Origin of the sequence: Heterorhizobium halophytocola (genome assembly GCF_017873095.1) — a bacterium.
Classification (GTDB): domain Bacteria; phylum Pseudomonadota; class Alphaproteobacteria; order Rhizobiales; family Rhizobiaceae; genus Allorhizobium; species Allorhizobium halophytocola.
This window is the reverse complement of record NZ_JAGGJU010000002.1, coordinates 208,384-231,649: the sequence shown is the minus strand read 5'-3', so window position 1 is coordinate 231,649 and position 23,266 is coordinate 208,384. Positions and strand designations below refer to the sequence as shown.

The 23,266-nt window shown below is 63.5% G+C and carries 19 protein-coding genes and 2 pseudogenes; 5 read left to right on the top strand and 16 right to left on the bottom strand.

What is annotated here, in order from left to right:
- Positions 1-46 precede the first annotated feature (46 nt).
- Together J2Z17_RS04305 and J2Z17_RS04300 are read right to left on the bottom strand one after the other, a co-directional pair.
- Positions 47-1,894, bottom strand: a complete 1,848-nt coding sequence (locus tag J2Z17_RS04305; protein ID WP_209942536.1) for an ABC transporter ATP-binding protein — start codon at positions 1,892-1,894, stop codon at positions 47-49.
- A gap of 77 nt (positions 1,895-1,971) precedes the next feature.
- Positions 1,972-3,135 (bottom strand): M20 aminoacylase family protein, encoded by a 1,164-nt coding sequence (locus J2Z17_RS04300; RefSeq protein ID WP_209942534.1) that lies wholly within the window; start codon positions 3,133-3,135, stop codon positions 1,972-1,974.
- Between the two features lie 322 nt (positions 3,136-3,457).
- Between J2Z17_RS04300 and J2Z17_RS04295 the strand changes: the two genes are divergently transcribed.
- The 4 genes from J2Z17_RS04295 to J2Z17_RS04280 all read left to right on the top strand — a co-directional run bounded on the left by J2Z17_RS04295 (position 3,458) and on the right by J2Z17_RS04280 (position 8,605).
- Complete coding sequence (locus tag J2Z17_RS04295; protein ID WP_209942532.1) at positions 3,458-5,167, top strand: peptide ABC transporter substrate-binding protein; 1,710 nt, start codon at positions 3,458-3,460, stop codon at positions 5,165-5,167.
- 72 nt (positions 5,168-5,239) lie between these two features.
- Entirely contained in the window at positions 5,240-6,250 is a 1,011-nt protein-coding gene (locus tag J2Z17_RS04290) for an ABC transporter permease (protein ID WP_209942530.1), read from the top strand.
- Positions 6,243-7,154, top strand: coding sequence for an ABC transporter permease (locus J2Z17_RS04285; protein WP_209942528.1), 912 nt, complete (start codon positions 6,243-6,245; stop codon positions 7,152-7,154). The genes J2Z17_RS04290 and J2Z17_RS04285 overlap by 8 nt, the downstream gene beginning before the upstream one ends.
- A gap of 269 nt (positions 7,155-7,423) precedes the next feature.
- The gene (locus J2Z17_RS04280) at positions 7,424-8,605 is read left to right on the top strand and encodes an amidase (protein ID WP_209942526.1); all 1,182 of its coding nucleotides are present in this window, start codon (positions 7,424-7,426) and stop codon (positions 8,603-8,605) included.
- Between the two features lie 142 nt (positions 8,606-8,747).
- Here J2Z17_RS04280 and J2Z17_RS04275 read toward each other — a convergent pair whose 3' ends face one another.
- The 13 genes and pseudogenes from J2Z17_RS04275 to J2Z17_RS04210 form a co-directional block, all read right to left on the bottom strand.
- The gene (locus J2Z17_RS04275; RefSeq protein ID WP_209942524.1) at positions 8,748-9,827 is read right to left on the bottom strand and encodes an ABC transporter ATP-binding protein; all 1,080 of its coding nucleotides are present in this window, start codon (positions 9,825-9,827) and stop codon (positions 8,748-8,750) included.
- 14 nt (positions 9,828-9,841) lie between these two features.
- The gene (locus J2Z17_RS04270) at positions 9,842-10,675 is read right to left on the bottom strand and encodes a carbohydrate ABC transporter permease (RefSeq protein ID WP_209942522.1); all 834 of its coding nucleotides are present in this window, start codon (positions 10,673-10,675) and stop codon (positions 9,842-9,844) included.
- A gap of 5 nt (positions 10,676-10,680) precedes the next feature.
- Positions 10,681-11,604, bottom strand: a complete 924-nt coding sequence (locus J2Z17_RS04265) for a carbohydrate ABC transporter permease (protein ID WP_209942520.1) — start codon at positions 11,602-11,604, stop codon at positions 10,681-10,683.
- Positions 11,605-11,723: 119 nt separating this feature from the next.
- A complete protein-coding gene (locus J2Z17_RS04260; RefSeq protein WP_209942518.1) occupies positions 11,724-12,989 on the bottom strand; it encodes an ABC transporter substrate-binding protein in 1,266 nt (421 codons plus the stop codon).
- A gap of 59 nt (positions 12,990-13,048) precedes the next feature.
- Positions 13,049-14,242, bottom strand: a complete 1,194-nt coding sequence (locus tag J2Z17_RS04255; RefSeq protein WP_209942516.1) for a PLP-dependent transferase — start codon at positions 14,240-14,242, stop codon at positions 13,049-13,051.
- Positions 14,239-14,964, bottom strand: a complete 726-nt coding sequence (locus tag J2Z17_RS04250) for a FadR/GntR family transcriptional regulator (RefSeq protein WP_209942514.1) — start codon at positions 14,962-14,964, stop codon at positions 14,239-14,241. The genes J2Z17_RS04255 and J2Z17_RS04250 overlap by 4 nt, the downstream gene beginning before the upstream one ends.
- Positions 14,965-15,249: 285 nt before the next feature.
- Positions 15,250-15,444 (bottom strand): hypothetical protein, encoded by a 195-nt coding sequence (locus J2Z17_RS04245; protein WP_209942512.1) that lies wholly within the window; start codon positions 15,442-15,444, stop codon positions 15,250-15,252.
- Positions 15,445-15,520: 76 nt separating this feature from the next.
- Positions 15,521-15,694: pseudogene (locus tag J2Z17_RS25590) on the bottom strand (hypothetical protein); the annotation flags it as partial.
- Positions 15,691-15,897, bottom strand: coding sequence for a hypothetical protein (locus J2Z17_RS04235; RefSeq protein ID WP_209942509.1), 207 nt, complete (start codon positions 15,895-15,897; stop codon positions 15,691-15,693). The gene J2Z17_RS04235 and the pseudogene J2Z17_RS25590, both read right to left, overlap by 4 nt.
- Before the next feature lie 110 nt (positions 15,898-16,007).
- Positions 16,008-17,351: a lyase family protein gene (locus tag J2Z17_RS04230; RefSeq protein WP_209942508.1), complete on the bottom strand. Its 1,344-nt coding sequence runs from the start codon at positions 17,349-17,351 to the stop codon at positions 16,008-16,010.
- A gap of 25 nt (positions 17,352-17,376) precedes the next feature.
- A pseudogene (locus J2Z17_RS25355) lies at positions 17,377-18,838 on the bottom strand (amino acid ABC transporter permease/ATP-binding protein).
- A gap of 15 nt (positions 18,839-18,853) precedes the next feature.
- Positions 18,854-19,678, bottom strand: a complete 825-nt coding sequence (locus tag J2Z17_RS04215) for a substrate-binding periplasmic protein (RefSeq protein ID WP_209942505.1) — start codon at positions 19,676-19,678, stop codon at positions 18,854-18,856.
- Positions 19,679-19,854: 176 nt separating this feature from the next.
- Positions 19,855-20,760 (bottom strand): LysR family transcriptional regulator, encoded by a 906-nt coding sequence (locus J2Z17_RS04210; RefSeq protein ID WP_209942504.1) that lies wholly within the window; start codon positions 20,758-20,760, stop codon positions 19,855-19,857.
- Between the two features lie 263 nt (positions 20,761-21,023).
- Between J2Z17_RS04210 and J2Z17_RS04205 the strand changes: the two genes are divergently transcribed.
- Complete coding sequence (locus tag J2Z17_RS04205) at positions 21,024-21,557, top strand: lipocalin family protein (RefSeq protein WP_209942503.1); 534 nt, start codon at positions 21,024-21,026, stop codon at positions 21,555-21,557.
- 187 nt (positions 21,558-21,744) lie between these two features.
- On the opposite strand, the gene J2Z17_RS04200 is transcribed toward J2Z17_RS04205, so the two are convergent.
- On the bottom strand, positions 21,745-23,202 hold the full coding sequence (locus tag J2Z17_RS04200; RefSeq protein WP_209942502.1) for an aspartate kinase: 1,458 nt from the start codon (positions 23,200-23,202) through the stop codon (positions 21,745-21,747).
- Between the last annotated feature and the right edge of the window lie 64 nt (positions 23,203-23,266).

Here is a 23,266-nt window from a genome sequence, read left to right as displayed (position 1 = left end):
GGATAGCGCGTCACCAGCCGGTTAAGACGAACGACGGCGGGACGCTCTACTCCACCTGCACCAGGTGCCCTTCCGAAACCTCACGATACTGTCGCTGCGGCGGGACATAGCCGGCGGGGCGCACGGGACTGAGGATTTCGTCGGTCATCAGGTCGCGACGCAGGCTGCGGCGCGCCGGGTCCGGTACGGGCACGGCCGACATCAGCTTTTTCGTATAGGGATGCTGCGGGTTTTCAAACACCGCTTGGCGCGGGCCGATCTCGACGATCTCGCCCAGATACATCACCGCGACCCGGTGACTGACCCGCTCGACCACGGCCATGTCATGGGAAATGAACAGGTAAGCGAGGTTGAAATCCTTCTGCAGGTCGAGCAGCAGGTTGCACACCTGCGCCTTGATCGACACGTCGAGCGCCGACACCGCCTCGTCGGCGATGATCACCTTCGGGTCGAGCATCAGCGAGCGGGCGATCGCGATGCGCTGGCGCTGGCCGCCGGAGAATTCGTGCGGATAGCGGTCCATCATCTCGGCCGAAAGGCCGACGCGCTCGAACAGGTCGGCGGCCTTGTCGCGCGCCCTGGCCGTGCTGCCGAGCTTGTGCTCGATGAACGGTTCCATCACCGCGCGGCCCGCCGTCATGCGCGGGTCGAGGCTGGCAAAGGGGTCCTGGAACACCATCTGGATGGTGCGCCGCATCTTGCGCAGCGTCGCGGGATCGAGCTGGCGCACATTATAGCCGTCCACCTCGATAGTGCCCGATGTCGGCTCGACCAGGCGGGTGATCGAGCGCCCGGTGGTCGACTTGCCGCAGCCGCTCTCGCCCACCAGCGACAGCGTTTCCCCCGGCTTCACCGAAAACGACACGTTCTCCACCGCGTGGACGGCCCCGGTCCGGCGTGAAAACAGGCCGGAGCGGATATCGAACCGGGTCACAAGGTTCTGCACCGACAGTACCGGCTGGTCGTGCGGCGCCGGATCGGGACCCTCTTCCTCGGCACGGGTCAAGGCGCCGCTGGCGATGTCGATAATCGGAAAGCTGGCCGGATTCTCGCGGCCATTCATCGAGCCGAGCCGCGGCACGGCCGACAGCAGCGCGCGGGTATAGGGATGGTTGCCACGATGGAAGATGTCATCGGTCGTGCCGGTCTCCACCGCATCGCCGCGGAACATCACGATCGTCCGGTCGGAGACTTCGGCCACCACGCCCATGTCGTGGGTGATGAACAGCACTGCCATCCCTTCCTCGTCCTGCAATTCCTTGATCAGGTCGAGAATCTGGCCCTGGATGGTGACGTCCAGCGCCGTCGTCGGCTCGTCGGCGATCAGCAGCTTCGGCCGCGAGGCGAGCGCCATGGCGATCATCACACGCTGGCGCATGCCGCCGGAAAACTGGTGCGGAAATTCGTCGAACCGGTTCATCGCATTGGGAATGCGCACCTTGTCCAACAGTTGCAGGACCTCGCGCTTGGCCTCGGCCTTCGACACGTCGCGATGGCACAGGATGGCTTCAGAGATCTGCTTGCCGATCGGAAAGATCGGGTTCAGCGATGTCATCGGCTCCTGGAAGATCATCGAGATGTCGTTGCCGCGCACCTTGCGCATCTCCTCGTCGGACAGTGCCAGCAGATCGCGGCCTCCAAGCCGGACCGATCCCTCGATCCGGCTCGAATATTTCGGCAGCAGCCGCATGATCGACAGCGAGGTGACGCTCTTGCCCGACCCGCTTTCACCAACGATCGCCACCGTTTCACGCGGCGCGACGGAAAAGCTCATATCGCGCACGACCTTGCGCCACGTGCCGCCCACCCGAAACGAGGTGGTGAGGCCCTCGACCTGCAGCACCGGTTCCGCAGTTGCAATTGTCGTCATCGTGTCTTCGACCGTGTTCGTCATGTCTGCCTTACCCTCTCGTCCGATCCGCTGGGAACGCCGGCTCCCCGCCATTTCCAGCCTTCGCCCAAACGCCGATATCAGGCCGCAAGCGCCGTTTCGGCCAGCGTCACCCAGTAGCTGATGCCGTAGGGAATGGCCTCGTCGTTGAAGTCGTATTTCGAGTTGTGCAGATTGGCGGTGTCGCCATTGCCGATGAAGACGAAGGCGCCCGGGCGGCTTTCCAGCATGTAGGAGAAATCCTCCGCGCCCATGGCCGGCGGGAAGGCGTCGGAGACGGCCTTGTCGCCGGAGACCTTGCGCAGGATTTCCAGCGCGAAATCCGTTTCCGCCTCGTGGTTGACCGTCACCGGATAACCGCGGTCATAGACCACTTCGGCCGAGGCCCCGAAGGCGGCGGCAATGCCTGTCGCGATGTCCTGGATCCGCTTTTCCGCCATGTCGCGAAGCTCGGGCAGCAGTGTGCGCACCGTACCGCCGAGCGTGACAGTGTCGGGAATCACGTTGAACGCCTTGCCGCCATGGATATTGGCGACCGTGACGACGACGGACTGCAGCGGATCGGCTTCGCGCGCGGCAATCGCCTGCAGGCCGACGATCACGTGCGCCGAGACCAGCACCGGATCGACCGACTTGTGCGGCTGGGCCGCATGGCCGCTGCGGCCGCGAATGACGATCTGAAACTCGTCGGCTGCCGCCATCAGCGGGCCCGCACGGGTGCCGAAGGCGCCGACCGGCATGCCCGGGTGATTGTGCATGCCATAGACCTGCGAGATGGCGAACTTGTCCATCATGCCGTCCTGGATCATCTCCAGCGCACCGCCGCCGCCTTCTTCGGCCGGCTGGAAGATCACCGCGATGGTGCCTGCGAAATTGCGGGTTTCGGCGAGATATTTGGCAGCGCCGAGCAACATGGCGGTATGCCCGTCATGGCCGCAGGCATGCATCTTGCCGGGTGTCTGCGACCCCCATTCCACGCCGCTTTCCTCGTCGATCGGCAATGCGTCCATGTCGGCGCGAAAACCGATGACCGGCCCGTCGCCCTTGTTGCCCTTGATCAGTCCGACGACGCCCGTGCGCCCCAGTCCAGTCTCCACCGTATCGCAGCCGAACGCTTTCAGCTTCTCGGTGACGAACGCCGCCGTGTTGTGCACGTCGTAGAGCAATTCGGGGTTCTGGTGGAGGTATCGGCGCCAGCCCGCCACTTCCGGCTGGAGTTCACTGGCACGGTTGATGATCGGCATGAAATATAACCTTTTGCGCTATGCGTTCCCACGAGTTTGGGCAGATACTGTGCTTGTCGACGGCGCTTTTGCAAGCCGCAAATTTCAGGCTTGAACGAAAAATAGCCTCATGCTTAGATGGCCTAAATTTTGATCAATGCATCGAATTCCGACCCTGTCGGAAGGGTGGGAGCGCTTGTCTCCAAGGATCGGCGATGTTCGAAATTTCCAAGCAAAATAATGTAGTTAGCGGTTGAAATTCATCCCGAACGAGCGATAGGTTCGCTTCGGCATGTGGCAATGACGCATGACACCCAACCAATAATAATCGGGGAATAGCATAATGACGAAATCCAGACTTCTGCTGGCCGCATCGGCCGCAGCGCTCAGTCTCGCGGCCGCTCCGGCCATGGCGGACCGCGGCACGGACGGCGACCTGAAGATCATCTTCTGGCAGGCCGCCTCGACGATGAACCCCTACCTCTCCGGCGGCACCAAGGAAGTGTATGCCTCGTCCATGGTGATCGAGCCTCTGGCCCGCTATGACGAGACCGGCGAGCTTGTGCCGATGCTGGCAGCGGAAATCCCGACCGTCGAGAATGGCGGCGTCGCGGAAGACCTGAAGAGCATGACCTGGAAGCTGAAGGACGGCCTGAAATGGTCCGACGGCACGCCGGTCACCGCCAAGGATGCGGTGTTCACATGGAAATACTGCACGGCGCCGGACGGCGGCTGCGCCCAGGGCGCCTATTATGAAGGCGTCTCCAATGTCGAGGCTGTCGACGACAGCACGATCAAGATCTCGTTTACCGAGCCGAAACCCTATCCCTACAGCGCCTTTGTCGGCGCCCAGTCGCCGCTGATCCAGGAAAAGCAGTTCGCCGACTGCATGGGGATCAAGGCGCCGGAATGCACCGAGGCCAATTTCCATCCGGTCGGCACCGGCCCCTTCGTCGTCAAGGAATTCAAGCCCAACGACGTGGTGACCTTCACCGCCAACGAGAATTATCGTGATCCGGCCAAGCCGGCCTTTGCGTCCGTCACCCTGAAGGGCGGCGGCGACGCAGCCTCGGCGGCCCGTTCGGTGCTGGAAACCGGCGAATTCGACTATGCCTGGAACATGCAGGTCGAGCCGGAAGTGCTCCAACAGATGATGCAGTCGGGCAAGGGCCACCTGGTCACCGCCTTCGGCACCCAGGTCGAACGTATCGACCTCAACCATTTCGCCGTCGATCCCGCGCAGGGCGACAAGCGCTCGACCAAGGCTGCCGGCCCGCACCCCTTCCTGACCGACCCGGCCGTCGCCAAGGCCCTGTCGCTTGCCATCGACCGTGAAATCCTGGTTGAAGCGGGCTATGGCGAAGCGGGCAAGCCGACCTGCGACATCGTACCGGCCCCGGACGCCTACGCGTCGCATGCCAATGACGACTGGTGCCTGAAGCAGGACATCGACGGCGCCAACAAGCTGCTCGACGACGACGGCTGGAAGATGGGCGGCGACGGCGTGCGCGAAAAGGACGGCGTCAAGCTGTCGGTGCTGTTCCAGACCTCGACCAATTCCGTGCGCCAGGGCTCGCAGGCGCTGATCAAGGACTGGTGGAACCAGATCGGCGTCCAGACCGAACTGCGTAACATCTCGGCCAACGTCTTCTTCGGCGGCGACCCGTCCTCGCCGGACACCTTCCAGAAGTTCATGGCCGACGTGCAGATGTACACCAACAATTTCGACGGCACGGATCCGGAAAAATATCTGGCCGGCTGGATGTGCAACAAGATCCCGACCCCGGAAAACGGCTGGCAGGGTGAGAACGAACCGCGCTACTGCAACCCCAAATACGACGAGCTGGTCAAGACCCTCAGCAAGACCGCCAATCTTGAAGAACGCGCCAAGATTGCCAAGCAGCTCAACGACATGCTGACCACCGAATTCGCCCAGCTGCCGCTTATCCATCGCGGCCAGCTGTCGGCGGTCAACAACACGCTCGAAGGCGTCAAGATGAACGCCTGGGACAGCGAACTCTGGAATGTCGCGGACTGGTCGCGCAAGAAGTAATGCCTTTGCCGGCCCCGTCACATTGCGGGGCCGGCATCGCAGACTTCCGAGACGGTCTGGAGAGTGCCCTAAATGTTCACCTACACCCTGCGGCGATTGCTGTTTGCAATCCCGACCCTGCTGTTCATCAGTTTCATCATCTTTGCGCTTCTGGATCTCGCCCCGAGCGATCCGCTGGGCGACCTTCCCCTGACGATACCGCCCGAGGTTCGCGAACAGATCCGCAGCGCCATGGGTCTCGATCAGCCCTTCTTCATCCGCTATCTGCTGTGGCTGCAGCAATTCTTCATCAATGAGCCGCTCAATGTCCTGCAGGACATGACCGGTATCGCGATCGGCGATCCGCACCGGCTGCGCGTGCTGTCCTGGGCAACCCGAAGCCCGGTGGTCGATCTGATCGTCCAGCGCATGCCGCAGACGCTCTGGGTCGTCGGCCTCTCCTATCTGTTCGGCGTGCTGCTGGCGATCCCGATCGGCGTCGTCTCGGCCTACAAGCAGTATTCGATCTTCGACCAGATCGGCACCTTCGTCTCGATGATCGGCTATTCCGTGCCGACCTTCTTCACCGGCGTGCTGCTGATCGTCATCTTCTCGGCCAAGCTCAACTGGTTTCCTTCGGTCTACGACACCAATCTGGTCGTGCATGACTGGTCGAGCTTCGTCGCGCAGGTGCGGCAGATGTTCCTGCCAGTACTGGTGCTGACCCTCTACAACACCTCGCAGATCAGCCGCTTCGTCCGCGCCTCGATGCTCGACAACCTGCACATGGACTATGTGCGTACCGCCCGCGCCAAGGGGGTGAAGGAAAAGACCGTGCTTCTGGTGCATGTGCTCCGCAACAGCCTGATACCGGTGGTCACGGTGATCGCGCTCGGCGTGCCGACGATCTTTTCCGGCGCGATCATCACCGAGCAGATCTTCCGGGTGAACGGGCTTGGCCAGTTGCTGATCGTCGCCATCCAGGGCGCCGACCTGCCGCTGGTGCAGACGCTGACCTTCATCTTCGCCTTCCTGATCGTGCTGTTCAATCTGATTGCCGACGTTCTCTACGGCATCCTGGACCCGAGGATCCGCTATGACTGACGCCGCCATCACCGCAATCGCACCGCGCCGCCGCTCGATGATCGGCGCCATGTGGCAACAATTTGCCAAGCATCCGGGCGGCGTTGCCGGCCTTGTCGTCTTCGTCTTCATCGTCGCTGCGGTCTATCTCGGGCCGCTGATCCACACGGTCGACGCCAACAAGATCAATATCCGCGACAAGAACCAGGGGCCGACTTTCGCCCATCCCTTCGGCACCGACAATCTGGGCCATGACATGCTGGCCCAGGTCATGGCCGGCGGGCAGATCTCGCTGGCCGTCGGCATGGTGGCGATGCTGATCGCGCTTTTCCTCGGCACGCTGGTGGGGGTGACCGCCGGCTACTACCGTCGTCTCGACGGGCCGCTGATGCGCCTGACCGATCTCTTTCTGGCGCTGCCGCTGCTGCCGTTGCTGCTGGTGATCATCATGCTGTTTCGCGACACGCTGCGCTCGGCATTCGGTCCGTCCACCGGCATCTTCATCCTGATCGTGACGGTCATCGGGGTCACCAGCTGGATGCATACGGCGCGTATCGTGCGCGGCGATGTGCTGGCGGTCAAGAGCCAGGAATTCATCATGGCGGCCAAGTCGAGCGGCATGCGGCAATACCGCGTGGTGCTGAAGCACATCCTGCCCAATGTGCTCTCTTCGATCATGGTCTCGGCGACGCTCGGCATCGCCTCGGCGATTATCACCGAATCCTCGCTGTCCTTTCTCGGCCTCGGCTTCCCCTCGGACTTCCCGACCTGGGGACGCCTGCTGTTCGACGGCGCCAATTTCCTGCAGATAACGCCATCGCGCGTGCTGTGGCCGGGGCTGGCCATCTCGCTCACCGTGCTCAGCGTCAACTATATGGGCGACGCGATCCGCGACGCGCTCGATCCGCGCTCGCTGAAACACTGAGCCGGCGAGTGCAGACGCTTCGAAAGACGCCGCCGGATAGGGACATCCGGTGGCCGCAGTGCGCGGGGTCTCGTTGACGGGCGCCATCCTGGCGGCCGTCCGGCGGGCAGATCCGGAAGGCGCGCGATCTTGAGAAGCGCCCTGGCACGGGGATGCGCCGGCATCTTGTCGACCCGGTTAAAAGCTGGAAAGGTGCGCGCAGGTGATCGGCGTGACCGATAGGCGCTGTCTCTTCTTTGTCATCCCTCATTGCCTTACACGTGAACGCCATGCCTGCACCCCTTGATTTGCCCTCCGTCGATGCCTTCCTGCCGTATCCGGCAGCAGACGTCGGATGCGCCGAAACCGGCCCGCTTGCCGGCTGCACGCTGGCGGTCAAGGATCTGTTCGACGTCGCCGGCTATCCGACGGGTTGCGGCAGTCCGCTGGTTCTGGCGGCAAGCGGGACCAAGGACAAAACCGCGCCGGCGGTGCAGACCCTGCTCGACGCCGGCGCCCGCTTCGTCGGCAAGACCCATACGGACGAACTCGCCTGGGCGCTCTACGGCGTCAATCCGCATTTCGGCACGCCCCGCAATCCGGCAGCGCCCGACCGCATTCCCGGCGGGTCTTCGTCCGGCTCGGCCAGTGCCGTGGCCGCCGGCCTTGCCGATATCGGGCTTGGCACCGACACCGGCGGTTCGATCCGGGCGCCGGCGAGCTTTTGCGGGCTCTGGGGCCTGCGCCCCACCCATGGCCGCATCTCCCTCTATCGCTGCATGGAGCTTGCCGCGCGCTTCGATACCTGCGGCTTTCTCACCCGCGACGGCGATCTCCTCGCGCAGACCGCGGCCGTGCTGCTCGGCGAGGACCGGACGCCGTTGCCGGACGCGCCGCGGCTTGTGCTGGCAGCCGACATGGCCGCACGCCTGGGGCCGTCCCAGCGCGCCCTCTTCGATCGGACCTTTGCCGGGCTTGAGATGGCAGAGGCGAATGTCTACGGCGCGATCGGCCCCGATGGCCTCTACCAGGCGTTCCGCACCCTGCAGGCCGCCGATGCGCGCCATTTCGTCGTGCCGCTGATCGCGCGGACGGGCATGCCGCTCGGCGGTGGGCTTGATGCCCGCTACGCCTTTGCCATGTCGCTCACCGATGCAGACGTGGCGAAGGCAGACGCGGTGCAGACGGTCTTCACCAGCCATATGGAGGGATTGCTCGGGTCGTTTTCGGTGCTGGTGGCGCCTGCGGTGCCGGATGCGGCCTTCCGGCGCGATGCACCGCCCGAGATCTTCGAAAACTTTCGCCACGCGGCGATGACGCTGCTGTCGGTCGCCGGCATGGCCGGCTTGCCGCAGGTGGTGATGCCGGCCGGCCTGATCGGCGGCGCACCGTTTGGCGTATCCCTGATCGGGCCGCGCGGCTCCGACCTCTCGCTGATTGCCTTGGCGATCCGCCTTGCCGCACGCGGCTAGAACATTTCCAGGAAAGGCGCAGTCGCGGTTTTCCCCTCTGGACATGCGCAACAACAAAAAGCTGGAATAGGTCCGGTGAACGCGTTTTTGCCGGACCTATTCCGGGCGCGAAACACGTGCCCACCCTTTTTTGGCATGCCGCTCAGCCTGCCTCTTCGACCCGATCGCCGGCCTCGTCGAAAATGTGCAGATGTTCCTTCGGCAGGTCGAAGCGGATCTTGGCGCCCGGATTGAGGGCGGAACGGTCCAGCGTGAAGGCCTTGATCTCCTGCCCCTGCATGGTCAGGTGCAGGATGATGCCGAAGCCGGTCGGCTCGACCAGATCGACGGTTGCGCCGTAACGCCCGTCCGTATTGAGGGCCAGATGCTCGGGCCGGATGCCGATCGTGGCCACACCCGCCTCTTCCATGCCGTCGCGTGCACCGACCGGCACCGACAGGCCGCCACCGTTCAGGGTGATCTCGGAATTCTCCCCGGCGCCGTGATAACGGCCTTTGAGAAAATTCATCGCCGGTGAACCGATGAAACCCGCAACGAAGAGATTGGCCGGCCGGTCATAGAGGTCGAGCGGCGAGCCCACCTGCTGCACAACACCGCCATGCATGGCGACGATCCGGTCGGCCAGTGTCATCGCCTCGATCTGGTCATGCGTGACGTAGATCGACGTGGCGCCGAGATCGCCATGCATGCGCTTGATTTCGGCCCGCATCTGCTCGCGCAGACGGGCGTCGAGATTGGACAGCGGTTCGTCGAACAGGAAGGCCTTCGGCTGGCGCACGATGGCGCGGCCCATGGCGACGCGCTGCCGCTGACCGCCGGACAGCGCTTTCGGACGACGGGCAAGCAAGGTCTCGAGCCCCAGCTTGCCGGCGGCAGCCTCCACCGCTTGCCCGATCTTCTCCTTGGCGGTCTTTCGGAGCCTGAGGCTGTAACTCATGTTGTTGGCAACATTCATGTGCGGATAGAGCGCGTAGGACTGGAACACCATGGCGATGTCGCGGTCCTTCGGCGCCAGATCGTTGACCGCCCGGTCGCCGATCCGGATCGTGCCGTCGCTGACATCCTCCAGCCCGGCGATCATTCTGAGCAGCGTGGACTTGCCGCAGCCGGACGGGCCGACCAGCACGATGAATTCGCCGTCCCGGACGTCGAGGTCGACGCCGTGCAGGACCGGGACATTGCCGAAGCTCTTGCGAACCCCTTCGATAGCGATGGAAGCCATGGGCTAAAGTCCTTTCAACCTTTGACGGCGCCGGCCGTGAGGCCCTGCACGAGGTAACGCTGGATCAGCAGGAAGAAGGCTGCTGCGGGGATGAGGGCGAGAAAGCCGGCGGCCATCATCTGGCCGAAGTCGACGGAAAATTTCGACACGAAGCTGAGCAGCCCGACCGGGAAGGTCGCCTTGTCCGAATTGGAGATCAGCATCAGCGCGAAGAGCAGTTCGCTCCAGGCCGCGGTGAAGACAAAGCCGAGGCCGGCGGCGATGCCGGGCAGCGTCAGCGGCAGGATGATCTGCCGGAACGCCGTGAACTGCGTCGCTCCGTCGATCATTGCGGCCTCTTCGAGATCCTTCGGGATGCCGTCGAAGAAGGACTGCATCAGGAAGGTGGCAAACGGCACATTGAAGGCCGAATAGACGATGACCAGCCCGGTCAGGCTGTTGGTCAGGCCGAGCGGCGCCAGCATCTTGAAGATCGGCGCGACCAGCATGACCAGCGGAAACATCTGGGTGACAAGCAGCAGGCCGATCAGCAGGAACTTGCCGCGAAAGGCAAACCGCGACAGCGCGTAACCGGCGAGCGAGGCGAGCACGGTGACGATGATTGCGGTCGAGCCGGAGACGATGACGCTGTTCATGAAGAGCGTCGGAAAGGCCGTGTGCTGCAGCACGAAGGAGAAGTGTTCGAGCGTCGCATGGCTCGGCCACATCCGGACCCCTTCCGAATAGAGAAGGTCGGTCGGTGTCACCGCGACCTTCAGGATCCAGTAGAGCGGAAAGAGGGAAAAGACGATGTAGACGAGGATCGCCAGGCGGTGCAGGACAGTGAGGGTGATTTTTTGCATGCGCATGGCCGTCAGTCCTTTTTCAACAGCGTCTGGCGCAGCACGACGATCAGCAGCGAATAGATCAGCAGCAGCACCAGAAGCACCAGCGCGACTGCCGAGGCGTAGCCGAAGTCGAGCCGCTTGAAAGCGATGGTGAAGATATAGCTGGAGACGATCTGGGTGCGGTCGGCCGGCCCGCCATTGGTCATGACGACGATCAGGTCGGCGAAATTGGCAATCCACACGGTGCGCAAGAGAACGGTGATGGCGATCGTCGGCGCCAGGAAAGGCACCGTGATCGAGAGGAACCGCTGGACCGGGCCGGCGCCATCGATCTCGGCGGCTTCATAGAGGTCGCGCGGGATCGCCTGCAGGGCGGCCAGCAGCGTGATGGCGAAGAAGGGAATGCCCCACCAGACATTGGCGGCGATCGGGCCCCACATCGCCAGATGCGGGTCGGACAGGATATTGCGCGGCTCGTCCATAAGGCCGAGCGCGTAGAGCCAATGCGGGATCGGCCCGATCACCGGATTGAGCAGCCAGGACCAGTTGAGGCCCGTGAGGAAGGTCGGCACCGCCCAGGGCAGGAAGACCAGCGCCTGGACGAGGCCCCTGCCCTTGAACGGTTCGGCCAGCAGCAATGCCAGGATCAGCCCGAAGACGAATTGCAGGCCGACCGAGGCGCCGGTCCACCAGAGCGTATTGGTCAGCGCACCGAAAAAGGCCCTGTCGCGGGAGAGTTCGCGAAAATGCTCCATGCCGACAAAGCCGCCGGAAAACGGGTTGAGCAGCTGGATGTCGCGAAAGGCATAGGACACGCCGAGCACCAGCGGCACCAGCATCACGGCGATGATCAGGATCAACGCCGGCGCGCTGTAAAGATAGGGCTCGGTGGCGTCGGTCAGCCATCGCTTGAACGGCTTTCGCCGGCGCGCCTTGGTGTATGTGGCCATGCTGTATCCAGGTCTTGAGACCGGCCGATGGCCGGGCAGGTAAAGTGAAAGACGTGACGCGACCTGGCGGGAGGCAGGGGGCATGTCGCCTTTGCCCCCGCCAGGCCTGTTGTCCGCTGCTACTTCTTCGACGCCAGATATTTCTGCTGGGCCTTGGTCATGTAGTCAGCCCACTGGTCGGCCAGTTCCTTCGGCGTGATGTCGCCGAGCAGCGCCTGCTGCGAGGTCTTGATCACCAGCGAATCCTTGAAATAGGCGAACTCTTCCAGATAGGTCGGCATGGTGATCGGGTGCACATCCGGATCCGACAGTTCGGCGAACCAGCCCTTGAACTGGTCGCTCGAATAGAAGGGGTCCTTTTCGGCGGATTTCAGCGCCGGCAGCGTGCCGACCTTCTTGTTCCACTCGATATTGCCGTCGCGGCCTTCCAGCGTGGTGATCAGCTTCCAGGCGAGATCCTTGTCCTTCGACGACGACATCATCGACCAGCCGGCATAGCCGATCGTCGGATAGGTCTTGCCGGACGGGCCCTTGGGGAAGGTGGTGACGCCGAAATCCTCGGCCTTCATCCGCGAGGAAATGCCGATCAGCGCATCCGGATCCTGGTTGAGGAAGGCGCAGGTGCCGGAATAGAAGCCGGCAACCGTCTCGTTGAAGCCCCAGTTGACCGCATCCTTCGGCGCATAGCCCTCCTTGTAGAGGTTGACGAGCCATTCGATGCCCTTTTCCCAGCCTTCCGAATTGAAGGTCGAGGTGCCGTCCTCTTTGAAGAACTTGTCGGAGCCGGCCATGTTGGCAGCAAACTCCACCCAGCTGTTCAGCCCGCCGGAGCCGCCGCGCAGGCAGTAGCCGTATTTGCCCGGCAAGGCGGAGATCTTCTTCGACGCTTCGAGGAAGTCGTCCATCGTCACCGGCACATCCTTGACGCCAGCCTCCTCGAGCAGCTTCTTGTTGTAGAACATGGCGTTCAGATAGAAGCCGTAGGGCAGCATATAGGCCTTGTCGTCGACCGCGCGACCGAGCTCCAGCGCCCTGTCCGTCAGGTTCGACGTGTCGTCCCATTTTTCGAGATAGGGCTCGAGGTTCTCGACCAGGCCGTTGTTCGCATACAGCGCCAGCCAGGTGTCGGGCATTTCCATCACGTCTGGAATATCCCCGGCAGACACCATGGTGGCGAATTTCTGGAAGGCTTCGCCCCAGGGCAGCGAGACGATCTCGACTTGGGTGCCGGGATTGGCCTTTTCGAAGGTGCCGACGATCGCCTTCAGCGTTTCGGTGCGCTCGGGGCTGGTGATCACCTCGACCAGTTTGAGCGTCGTGTCTGCATAGGCGGTGCCGGCCATGGCGGCTGCCAGGAAGGCCGCGGTAATCAGTGTCTTTTTCATGTCAGTTCCCTCTCTTTTATTTAGGTTTGGTGGCTTTTGTTCCGGTTTGTCGGCTCTGCTCAGGGGGTCGCGGCAGCAAGCGCCTCCTCGATATCGGCCCAGAGGGCCTCGGTGCCTTCGAGGCCAACATGGAGACGAATGGAGCGCGGGTCGATGCCGAAGGTCTGCGCCGAGTTCGGCTGGGCCTTCTGCTGCAGCACCACTTCGCCCGGGACGATCAGGCTTTCATGGCCGCCCCAGCTGACGCCGAGCTTGAACAGGCTCAGGCGATCGCAGAAGGCGCGGATATCGACGCCCTCGCGGAAGATGAAGGAGAACAGGCCCGATGTGCCGGTAAGGCCTGCCGGCAGCCGGTTGCCGAGGCCGGGATGCTGGACGTCGGCGACGACATCCAGCGCCTCCAGCCGCTTGGCGATCTCCAGCGCCGAGCGCTCATGCGCCTTCATCCGGATCGGCAGGGTGCGCAGACCGCGGATCAGCAGCCAGGCGTCGAAGGGCGAGAGCTTGGCGCCGAGATAGGGCAGGCTTTCGCCGCGCAGCCGGTCGACCAGATGTTTGGGCCCGGCGACGACCCCGGCGACGACGTCGGAATGACCGCCCAGATATTTCGAGGCCGAGTGCACGACGAGGTCTACACCCAGCCGGATCGGCTGCTGGAACAGCGGGCTTGCCCAGGAATTGTCGATGACCGAGACGGCGCCATGACGACGGGCAATTGCAGCCAGCGCCTTGATGTCGTGGGTCTCCATCGTCCAGCTGGTCGGGCTCTCCATATAGAACAGCTTGGCGCCGGGCATGGCCTTTTCAATCGCCTCCTCGTCGCGGCCGTCGACATAGGTGACCTCGACCTTCATCCGCTTCAGGATCGTGCCGAACAGGCGAAAGGCGTCGGGATAGAGATGGCGCACGGCGACGATCCGGTCGCCGGGTTCGACGAAGGGTAGCACCGCACCGGAGATCGCTCCCATGCCGCTGGCAAAACCGAGCGCGTCTTCCGCGCCTTCGAGTTTGGCCAGCATCTCCTCGAAGATCCGCACCGTCGGGTTCAGCCCGCGCGAATAGACCGGCCGCAGCTTCTCGCCGCGATAGGTCGAGAGCATCTCGTCATAGCTGGAAAAGGTGAACAGCGAGGTCTGCACGATCGGCGGCACCACCGCCTCGAAGGCATGCGCGCCATCATGCGCCGAAATCAGCGAAGCGGCGTCGAAGAGATCGTCACCCGGGGTTGCGCCGTGCAGCGGGCCGTCGGTCATGGAGCCATATCCTTGATGTCTTCCTCGACCACGTCGAGGATCTTGAGCGTTTCGCGGCGGGCGGCCTCGGTATCCTGAGCGGCGATCGCGTTGAACAGGGTGCGGTGAAACGGATAGGACCGTTTGGCGAAATCCTTGCGGTCGACAGGATTTTCGAAGAACTGGGTGAAGACTCCGCGCATCTGCTCGAGCAGCTGGCGAAACAGCGGGTTGTGGGCCGCATCGTAGATCGCCAGGTGAAACACCCGGTCCTGCGGGCCCGAGGTCCCTTCCAGCTGGTGCACACGCTCCATCTCGTCGAGTGCCGCCTCGATCGTCACAAGGTCCTCCGCCGTGCGGCGGCGGGCGGCGAGCACCGAAACCTCCAGCTCCAGCCCGCGGCGAACCTCCAGCGACTGCAGCAGGTTTTCTTTCAGGTTGCCGCTTTCGAAGGAGAGCGGCATATGAACGGTGTCGACGCTGACGGGCTTCAGCAGATAGGTGCCGGATCCCTTGCGCGTCTCCATCACGCCGAGCGCCTGGAAGCGGCCGACGACCTCACGGATCGTCGAGCGCCCGACGCCGAGCGCATCCATCAGCTGGCGTTCGGCCGGAAGCCGATCCCCGGCCTTCAGCTCGGCTCTCGAGATGAAGCTTGCCAGCGCCTGGGTCACCTGGCCGGCGCGGTCGAGCGGTTGCAGAGCGGACATCAGCGGCGCATCGCGATCGGCGATCTCAGACATCCGGCTCCCCTCCCCTGCTCAAACACCCGACCGAAATTGGTCTGACATCTTACCAAAATCGGGAACGGCTTCGATGTCAAGGCGTGTTGTTGCGCGAGCGGGACGGCGGCGCTCAATAGGGGATTGTGCGAGGGACGTGGCAAAGCGCGTGCCGCGAAGGCGCCATCTGGCGCATGCGCTCGCGTGTCGCCGGCAGATTGCCCTAAGGCCTATGCCCCCGGTACCACTCGCAGTTTCTCGAAAAAATCGATCCTCACACCGGCCCGCATGTTGACGGAACCGGCTTCAGATCAAGCCTGGCCTGCCCACCGTCCTGAATCTGCGGTGATCGCGCAGATATATGCGCAGCGCCTTCATCGCGTCTTCGGCTTCCTCTTCGCCCTGCGTCGCGATCGTCCGCTCGAGTATCCAGGCACCGAGTAAAAGCTGATCGTCGGTGACCTGAAGCGCGATGCTGTTGACGAACAGAATGAGGCGCATCGACGCCCATGCCGTGCTTGTTGCCCTGCTCGAAGGCGTGAGCCTTGCCAATACCGCAGGCCAGATGTGCGGCGAGGGTGAAGAGATCGCTCTCGCCATAGCCGAACCTGTTGCGCGCCCGATCGGTGCCGCTTTCAAGCGCGGCCCGATCCCGGACGAGATGGGTTTCGTTGGTTTCCCGCACAGCCTGGATGTTGATCTGAATGACGTCTTCCAGGTCGAGCCAGAGAGGCTCGCCGGAGGCATTCATTTGCCGAGATAGTCCATGGCGACCTTGTCGGTCACGAGCAGCTCTCTCATGAAGGCTTTGACGTCCACCTTCGCGGGCGGCACGATGGCGTCGCCGTTTTGAGTGGCCGCAGAGTTCTGATTGGCGTCAGTCGCCTTGACTGCGCCGTTCTGCACGACAACGCTTGCGGCGAGGTCGGAACTCCTGGATGTCTTCTTCGCCATCATCGTTCTCCTGCCCCGGAACATAGCGGCTTTCACGTTCAAATTCCAGCACGAAGACCCCGGCCTTGCCGTTGCGCGGACAGATGCCCCTGGCGATTCCGGGTCGCCCCTCACCCCGCCAGCGTTTCGCGCGCAGTCTTTGCCATCGCCCGCGCCAGCGTCTCGCTGAGGCCTGTGTAGAGCGCCGGGTCGGCGGCGCGGCGCAGGTCCGCTTCCGTCACGCCGGAGAGATCGCCATGCGCCAAAAGGGTGTTTACCAGGCCTGCACCCTGGTCGACCGCTTCGGCCACCGCATGGTGGACAACGTCATGTGCCCTGGTGCGGCCGATCGCCGGTGCCAGCTGCATCATCAGGTTTTCCGACGCCAGGAATTCGCCGCCGATCTCGAGGTTTTCCCGCATCCTGTCGGGGCTGAGACTGAGCGAACCGGTGAGCCAAGCCATTTCGTCCACCAGTTCATAGGCAAGCGGCGTCAGATCCTCCACGACGGCGTTGACCACCGCATTGCAGGAGGCATCACCCTCGAAGGAGGGCTGCATGGCCTCCAGCGCCAACGGCGCCTGGGCGCGGATGCGGGTGGCGAGTGCGATGATCTTCACCGAGGTTTTCGGGTTGACCTTGTGCGGCATGGTCGACGAGCCGATCACATCGGCGCCGAGGCTTTCGGCAACTTCGCCGAACTCGTCGGCCATCAGCGCGAAGAGATGGCGGGCAATCTTGCCGCTGGTGCCGGCAAACAGCGCCAGAACGGTGGCATATTCGGCAAAACCGTCGAGCCCGGCGCGCGACGGGATGGCGTAGACGCCGAGCCCGAGCCTTTCGCCGAGACGGCGGTTGACCTCCGGGCCGGCCTCGCCCAGCACATGCATCGCACCCACCGTGCCGCCCCATTGCGCGCGCAGGATCCGCGGGGCTGCCTGCTCCAGCCGCTCGCGATTGCGCAGCCATTCCTCGATCCAGCCGGCCACCTTGAAGCCGAAGGTGATCGGCAGGGCCTGGCGCATATTGGTGCGCGCCACCGTCACGGTCGCAGCCTCCGCCTCGGCAATGTCGGCGAGGATGGCAAGCGTGTCGTCGAAGCGCAGCATGAAGGCGGCATGCGCCTTTGCCATCAGCAGGGCATACCCCGTCTGGATGACGTTCTGCGTCGTCGCACCCCAGTGGACGTATTTCCCGGCGTCCCCCTCGCAGGCATCCGACAGCACCCGCACCAGCGACACGATCGGTGCGCGCGTGCGGCGGACATCGGCAAGGATCGCGACGTGGTCGAGATGGTCGAAGCTCGCCTTGGCCCGGATCTCGACGGCCGCCTCTTGCGGGATCAGCCCGAGTTCGGCCTGCACCTCGGCCAGGCAGGCCTCGACCTCGAGCCAGGAGCTCCAGACCGAATGGCTGGAAAAAAGCGCGCGAATGTCTGCCACGCTTGCGCGTGGTGCGTCTTGATCATCTGTCATGTCGGTCTGCCTTCGTGACGGAGCGTCAAAGAACCTGATTGAGGAAATGCTGGAGACGGGGGCTCTTCGGCTGGTCGAAGACCTCGTCGGGCGGTCCCTGCTCGACGATCCGGCCCTTGTCCATGAACACCAGGCGCCCCGCCACTTCGCGGGCAAACCGCATCTCGTGGGTGACGACGATCATCGTCATGCCCGATTTGGCAAGCTCGCCCATCAGTTCGAGAACACCCTTGACCAGCTCGGGATCGAGCGCAGAGGTCGCTTCGTCGAACAACATGATGGCGGGCTGCATGGCCAGCGAGCGGGCAATCGCCACGCGCTGCTGTTGGCCGCCGGAAAGATCGGCCGGTCGGCGGCGTTCGAAACCCTTCAGACCCACCGCATCGAGCTGTTCCATGGCCAGCGCCTCGGCTTGTGCCCTGCCCATCTTGCGCACCTTGCGCAGCGCCAGCGTCACATTGTCCATGACGTCGAGATGGTTGAACAGGCAGAAATGCTGAAACACCATGCCCACGCGCTCGCGCAGCTTGTCGATATTGGTGTCCCTGGCCGTTGCCTCCTCGTCGCCGATCATGATCTTGCCGGCTTCCGGGCGCTCCAGCAGGTTCGTGCAGCGCAAAAGGGTCGACTTGCCCGAGCCGGACGGGCCGATGATACAGGTGGTGGTCGCTTCCGGCACGTCGAGATTGATGTCGTGCAGGACATGAACCGCACCATAGGACTTGTTGAGGTCGATGAAGCGGACCGCCGCTTTCGGATCAGTCTTCACTGGTGGTCCTCCTCGAAGATACGCCCATGCGCCTTTCCCAGGCATTGACCAGATGGGTCATCGGCACGGTCAGCAGCAGATAGAGAATGCCGGCGGCCATCAGCGGCGAGAGATTGGCATCGTTGATCGCCGCATCCTGGGCGATCGAGAAGATCTCGCGCTGGCTGGAGGTCAGGCCGAGCAGGAAGACCAGCGCCGTGCCCTTGATCACCAGGATGAACTGGCCGGTCAGCGGCGGCAGCACCCGACGGACGCCTTGCGGCAGGATGACGTAGCGCATGGTCTGCATCGACGTCATGCCGAGCGAGCGCGAGGCCTCGATCTGCCCCCGCTCCACACTCTGCAGGCCGGCGCGGAAGATTTCCGCCATGTAGCCGCTCTCGATCAGGCCGATCGCCAGCGCCGCATAGGCGTAGGTGTTGTTGCCGAACAGGGCGAGACCGGCCAGCGGCAGGCCCTGTCCGATGATGTAGATCGTCAGGATGTGCGGGAGACCGCGCAGGATGTCGACATAAACACGGCAAGGCGCCTTCAGCCAGCGACGCGGTGACGACAGCCCCATGGCGACCAGCAGGCCCAGAATGATGCCGATGATGCTGGCGACGATCGCCAGCAGGATCGTGTTGGGCAATCCCACGCGCAGGAGCTGCGGCATCACCCGTCCGATCTCCACCGGATCGAAGAAAGTCTGCTGTATTCTGATCAGTCCCTCGAACATCCTGCCAACCTGTCCTTACTTCTCGGCCGGCTGCTGCGGCATGCCCGGATAGTCGCTGTAGAGCTGGTCGGGAATGCGCACGGAGGCCGGGTACCATTTGACGAACATCTTGGTGAAGGTGCCGTCCTTCATCAGGCCGGTGATCGCGTCATCGAGCGCCGCCTTCAGCTCCGGATTGTCCTTGGAAACCGGAAAGGCCGCCTCGCCGGTCGTCACCATCTGGGATGCGGTCAGCTCCTTGTGCTGTTCGACCAGATGGGTGGCGGTGGTCAGACCGGTAAACAGGCCATCGACCTGCTTGGCGAGCAGCGCGTTGAGGCTGGCGGCAATGTTCGGGAATTCGCGCACCTCGACACCGGGCGCCAGGTCCTGCAGCTTGGGGATCAGGGCGCTGCCGCGGGTGATGGCGACCGACTTGTCCTTGGCGCCGTCGACCTTGTCGATCGCGGCATCCTTGCGCGAGACGAGACGCGCCTGCGAATAGCCGACCGCCTTGGTGAAATCGACGACCTTTTCGCGCTCGGGCGTTACCAGCGTCTGGAAGGCGGCCGTGTCATAGCGGTTGTTGCGGACCGCCGGCACCATGCTGGCGAAATCGGTTGCCACATACTGGACCTTGAGGCCGAGCTTGTCGGCGACCGCGGTGCAGAATTCGACGAGGAAGCCCGCGGGCTTGCCTTGCGGATCGATGAACGAGACCGGCCGGTCGTCGGTGCGGTAGGCGACCGTCAACTGGCCGGGATTAACGGTTTTCACGGTCTTGGCGTCGTCGGCCAGCGCGAAACTCGCCGGCAGGGTGACGGCCAGGGCCAGCAGGGCGGCTTTGGCTAGGGGCTTCATGATGGAATCTCCTCCTCTGGAAACATGGTCTTTGCGGACGGCCGGTAAGGGTCAGGCTGACCTGCGCCTTACCGGCGAAGCAATACGTCCGCGGCGGCTCCTCTCCGCGAAAATACGGGCGACGCCCAGAACCTACGCCATCTCCAGACGCAACCAATAGCGTGGAAGCGCGAATATCATAAGCTGGCCTTATGGATCGAGCGCGCGGCCTTCAGCGCCTCGCGCAGCGCCGGTGCCGTATCGGCCCGACGGTAGATCAGGTTGAAGTCGGTGACCACAGGGTCGCGCAGCGCCCGGCAGACGACGCCGGGCATGCCGAGCCGCGATGCCGATTCCGGCACCAGCGCCACCCCGAGCCCGGCACCGACCAGTGCCAGCATGGTGGCGATCTGCGGCACCGTCTGCGAGATCTGCGGCTGGAAGCCGGCGCGTTCGCAGGCGCTCTGCGTCAGGAGATAGAGCCCGCCGCCCTCCTGCTGGCGATATTGCAGAAAGGGCTCCTCGGAAAAGTCTGAGAGGTCGCAGGGCCCCTCCCCGGCCGCATGGATGTTGTTCCTGGCAATCGCCAGCACCATGGCCTCCCGCTCCAGAGACAGCGTCGCAATGGCCGGATCGAGCGCCGGCATCGGCGAGCGGATAATGCCGATATCGAGATTGTGGTCGCGCACCTGGGCGATCTGCTTGGTTACCGCCGACTGGTCGAGCCTCAGGATCAATTCGGGGCGGATGGCGGTCAGTCGGCCGATCAGCCGGGTAAACAGCGGATGCAGCGCCGCAGAGCCGACATAGCCGATCGCCAAGGTCCGGCTGGAACTGCGCCCGGCGACCAGCCCCAGCCGTTCGGCCCGCCGGCTCTGGCTCAGCACCGCCTGCGCCTCCGGCAGCATGGTGCGGCCGGCCTCGGTCAGGCTGACGCGGCGGCGCGAACGGTCGAAGAGACGGACATTGAAGGCATCCTCCAGCGTCTTGATCAGCTGGCTGAGCGCTGGTTGCGTGAGGCCCAGCCGCTCGGCGGCGAGCCCGAAATGCAGGGTTTCGGCCGCCGTGGCAAAGGCCCGCCAGTGCCTGATCTCCAGCGCCATCGCGCGCACCTCCTGTTTGCCTTTGCCATGCGGTCGCCGGGCATGTCCCCGCCAGGCATCGTAAATGGAACTGTCGCGCGCTCGCAACGGAGCGTCTGCGTTACACACCGATCATGCCGGAGCGTCAGGGCGTTTCTGATATCATCGATCCCCGTAATCCTGCATGCAGGGCACCCGAGATCGACAAATCGCGCGGCTATTCCACGCGTGAACCTTGGCGGTGAATGAAATTTTCCTAATTTACCTCGAAACGGGAGGTCTTCATGGAAAAGTCTATCAGCTTCGCAGGCCGGGTTCTTCTGCTGGCCATCGTCTTTCTCGGCGCAGCCGCCACCGCATCTGCTGCGCCCAAGGTGGTCAAGGTCGGTCAGGACCACTATCGCGGGACATGGCTGGAGATCGGCAGGACGCCGATGTTTCTGACCAATGGCTGTGTCGCGGGATATTCGACCTACCGGCAGGGCAAGACGCCGGATCAGGTTCTGGTCGAGGATGGTTGTCACGTCGACACGCCCAACGGCCGGCTGAAGACGGTTAAAGGTGTCGGCAAGATCCAGGACTTCGGGTCCACCAACGCCAAGATGCGGGTCCGCTACCCGCTGCTGATCACGTTCAACTACTGGGTGCTCTACAAGGCACCGGACAAGTCTTGGTTCATCAGCGCCAATCCCTCGATGAGCGACCTCTGGATCTACGCCCGGAAGGTCCCCTCCAAGGCCAAGCTCCAGCGCATGATCCGAAAGGCAAGCGAACTCGGCTACGATGTTCGCAAGCTCGAATTTCCCCCGGCCCGCTGACCGCGATCCGCTCTCGCCCGCGTCTCGAACCTTGGGGGATGCGAGAAACCGGATGCCCCCCCGAGGAGCTGCCGCCTTGCGTCATCGCCGGCTGCAGCTTCTCGCCCGCCGGCATTGCTCCCGTCAAGATCTCGTCGCAGACGACGCCAGCCGCTCCGCGCGCAAAGGACCCGTCGGCTTGTCCCTCTTAGGCGGCGGCGTGCAAGGGCGCTTGGCCAGCCGACGTGCGATCTTCGATCAGGCCCTTGTGCAGGGCCGAAAGCGTGGCTTCGAAATCGGCGGGATCGACGATGACCTGCAGGTCCACCTTGCGGATCAGGTCGTTGACGCCGAGCGGCTGGATGCCGGCGGCGGCCAGCACGCCAATGGCTTTTGTCAGCACGGCCGCATCCCCCAGATTGCGTCCGATCGCCGAGACCAGCGATACCTTGCGCAGCTGGATCTCGGCGCTTGGAAAGGCGTCGGAAAGATCCGCCTCCACCCGCTTGACCGCCTGCATCGATCCTTTGAGAAAATGCGTGATGGTATTGGCGTTGGAGGTCTTGGAAATGATCCAGATCTTGTGCCGCCGCAGGGCGTCGAGGATCTTGGCATCATAGCCCTTCACGCCGACCATGTCCGGGTCGTGAAATTCGAAGGCATAGACATTTTTCAGGCCGGTGATGATCTCGACCTGTGGCGTCGGCGCATCGAGGTCGGCGCGGATCAGCGTTCCGTCGTGCTCCGGCTCGAAGGCATTCTTGACGCGCAGCGGTATGCCGGCCTGGCGCAGGCCCTTGGCGGCCCGCGGGTGGATGGCTTCCATCCCCATGTTCGACAGCTGGTCGGCGACGTCGTAATTCGTCTCGCCGATGACGCGGACCACATCGGCGCCGACCACGTTCGGATCGGCCGACGACAGGTGGAATTCCTTGTGAATGATCGCCTCGCGTGCGCCGGTGACGACGGCCAGCCGCGACAGCGTCACCTCGCTGTAACCCCGGTCATACGTGCCCATCAGCACTTCGCTGCATTGGGCATATCCGGTGACGATCGGCAACTCGCGGCTCGGGTCGACATCGGCAAAGGCCTGCGCAATCGTTTCGTCCAGCGTCAACTGCCGGTCTTCGCGCCATCCCGTCAAATCGACGAACCGGGCGTTCACGCCGGCGAGATCCAGCAGAAGGCTGGTGTTGAATGCCGACTGTGCCTCGCCCAGCGAGGAGAGCATCTCGCGCACGCTCAGCAGATGCTGCTCCAGCTGGAAATGTCCGAACGAACACAGCCGGGTCAGGTCGATCAGACAAGACCGCACACCCTCGACCCGTTCGCGGACGAACTGGTCGGCCGTGCGACAGGCCATGTCATCACTGAAGATGGCCCTGTTCAGCGCATACATGCGCTCGAGCACGCCCGTCAGCGCATCGCCCCAGGCCCAACCGCCCTCGGCACGGGCAAACAGCGAATAGACGCCGGGCTCGCCGGACTTCTTGTGTTCCAGCAGCGCATCGGTAATTCCCGCATAGGCCGACACCACGAAGATCCGGTTGTAGAGCGCCGGCCCCTTGCGGTTCCCCTTGAGGACCGTATCGAGCAATTCGGCCGTGCGCGACATGGAGGTCCCGCCGATCTTCTCGACGGTGTGGGCAAATTTGGTGTCGGTCATGCGTTCTCCCGCAGCTCCCTTCCTTTATAAGAAGGGCGCCGCATTCTGCTGTCTGTGTTCCGGT

Bases quoted from the DNA above. Each gene is read 5' to 3' on its own strand.
- J2Z17_RS04305 (WP_209942536.1), bottom strand. From the start codon at position 1,894: ATGACGAACACGGTCGAAGACACGATGACGACAATTGCAACTGCGGAA.
- J2Z17_RS04300 (WP_209942534.1), bottom strand. From the start codon at position 3,135: ATGCCGATCATCAACCGTGCCAGTGAACTCCAGCCGGAAGTGGCGGGC.
- J2Z17_RS04295 (WP_209942532.1), top strand. From the start codon at position 3,458: ATGACGAAATCCAGACTTCTGCTGGCCGCATCGGCCGCAGCGCTCAGT.
- J2Z17_RS04290 (WP_209942530.1), top strand. From the start codon at position 5,240: ATGTTCACCTACACCCTGCGGCGATTGCTGTTTGCAATCCCGACCCTG.
- J2Z17_RS04285 (WP_209942528.1), top strand. From the start codon at position 6,243: ATGACTGACGCCGCCATCACCGCAATCGCACCGCGCCGCCGCTCGATG.
- J2Z17_RS04280 (WP_209942526.1), top strand. From the start codon at position 7,424: ATGCCTGCACCCCTTGATTTGCCCTCCGTCGATGCCTTCCTGCCGTAT.
- J2Z17_RS04275 (WP_209942524.1), bottom strand. From the start codon at position 9,827: ATGGCTTCCATCGCTATCGAAGGGGTTCGCAAGAGCTTCGGCAATGTC.
- J2Z17_RS04270 (WP_209942522.1), bottom strand. From the start codon at position 10,675: ATGCGCATGCAAAAAATCACCCTCACTGTCCTGCACCGCCTGGCGATC.
- J2Z17_RS04265 (WP_209942520.1), bottom strand. From the start codon at position 11,604: ATGGCCACATACACCAAGGCGCGCCGGCGAAAGCCGTTCAAGCGATGG.
- J2Z17_RS04260 (WP_209942518.1), bottom strand. From the start codon at position 12,989: ATGAAAAAGACACTGATTACCGCGGCCTTCCTGGCAGCCGCCATGGCC.
- J2Z17_RS04255 (WP_209942516.1), bottom strand. From the start codon at position 14,242: ATGACCGACGGCCCGCTGCACGGCGCAACCCCGGGTGACGATCTCTTC.
- J2Z17_RS04250 (WP_209942514.1), bottom strand. From the start codon at position 14,964: ATGTCTGAGATCGCCGATCGCGATGCGCCGCTGATGTCCGCTCTGCAA.
- J2Z17_RS04245 (WP_209942512.1), bottom strand. From the start codon at position 15,444: ATGCGCCTCATTCTGTTCGTCAACAGCATCGCGCTTCAGGTCACCGAC.
- J2Z17_RS04235 (WP_209942509.1), bottom strand. From the start codon at position 15,897: ATGGCGAAGAAGACATCCAGGAGTTCCGACCTCGCCGCAAGCGTTGTC.
- J2Z17_RS04230 (WP_209942508.1), bottom strand. From the start codon at position 17,351: ATGACAGATGATCAAGACGCACCACGCGCAAGCGTGGCAGACATTCGC.
- J2Z17_RS04215 (WP_209942505.1), bottom strand. From the start codon at position 19,678: ATGAAGCCCCTAGCCAAAGCCGCCCTGCTGGCCCTGGCCGTCACCCTG.
- J2Z17_RS04210 (WP_209942504.1), bottom strand. From the start codon at position 20,760: ATGGCGCTGGAGATCAGGCACTGGCGGGCCTTTGCCACGGCGGCCGAA.
- J2Z17_RS04205 (WP_209942503.1), top strand. From the start codon at position 21,024: ATGGAAAAGTCTATCAGCTTCGCAGGCCGGGTTCTTCTGCTGGCCATC.
- J2Z17_RS04200 (WP_209942502.1), bottom strand. From the start codon at position 23,202: ATGACCGACACCAAATTTGCCCACACCGTCGAGAAGATCGGCGGGACC.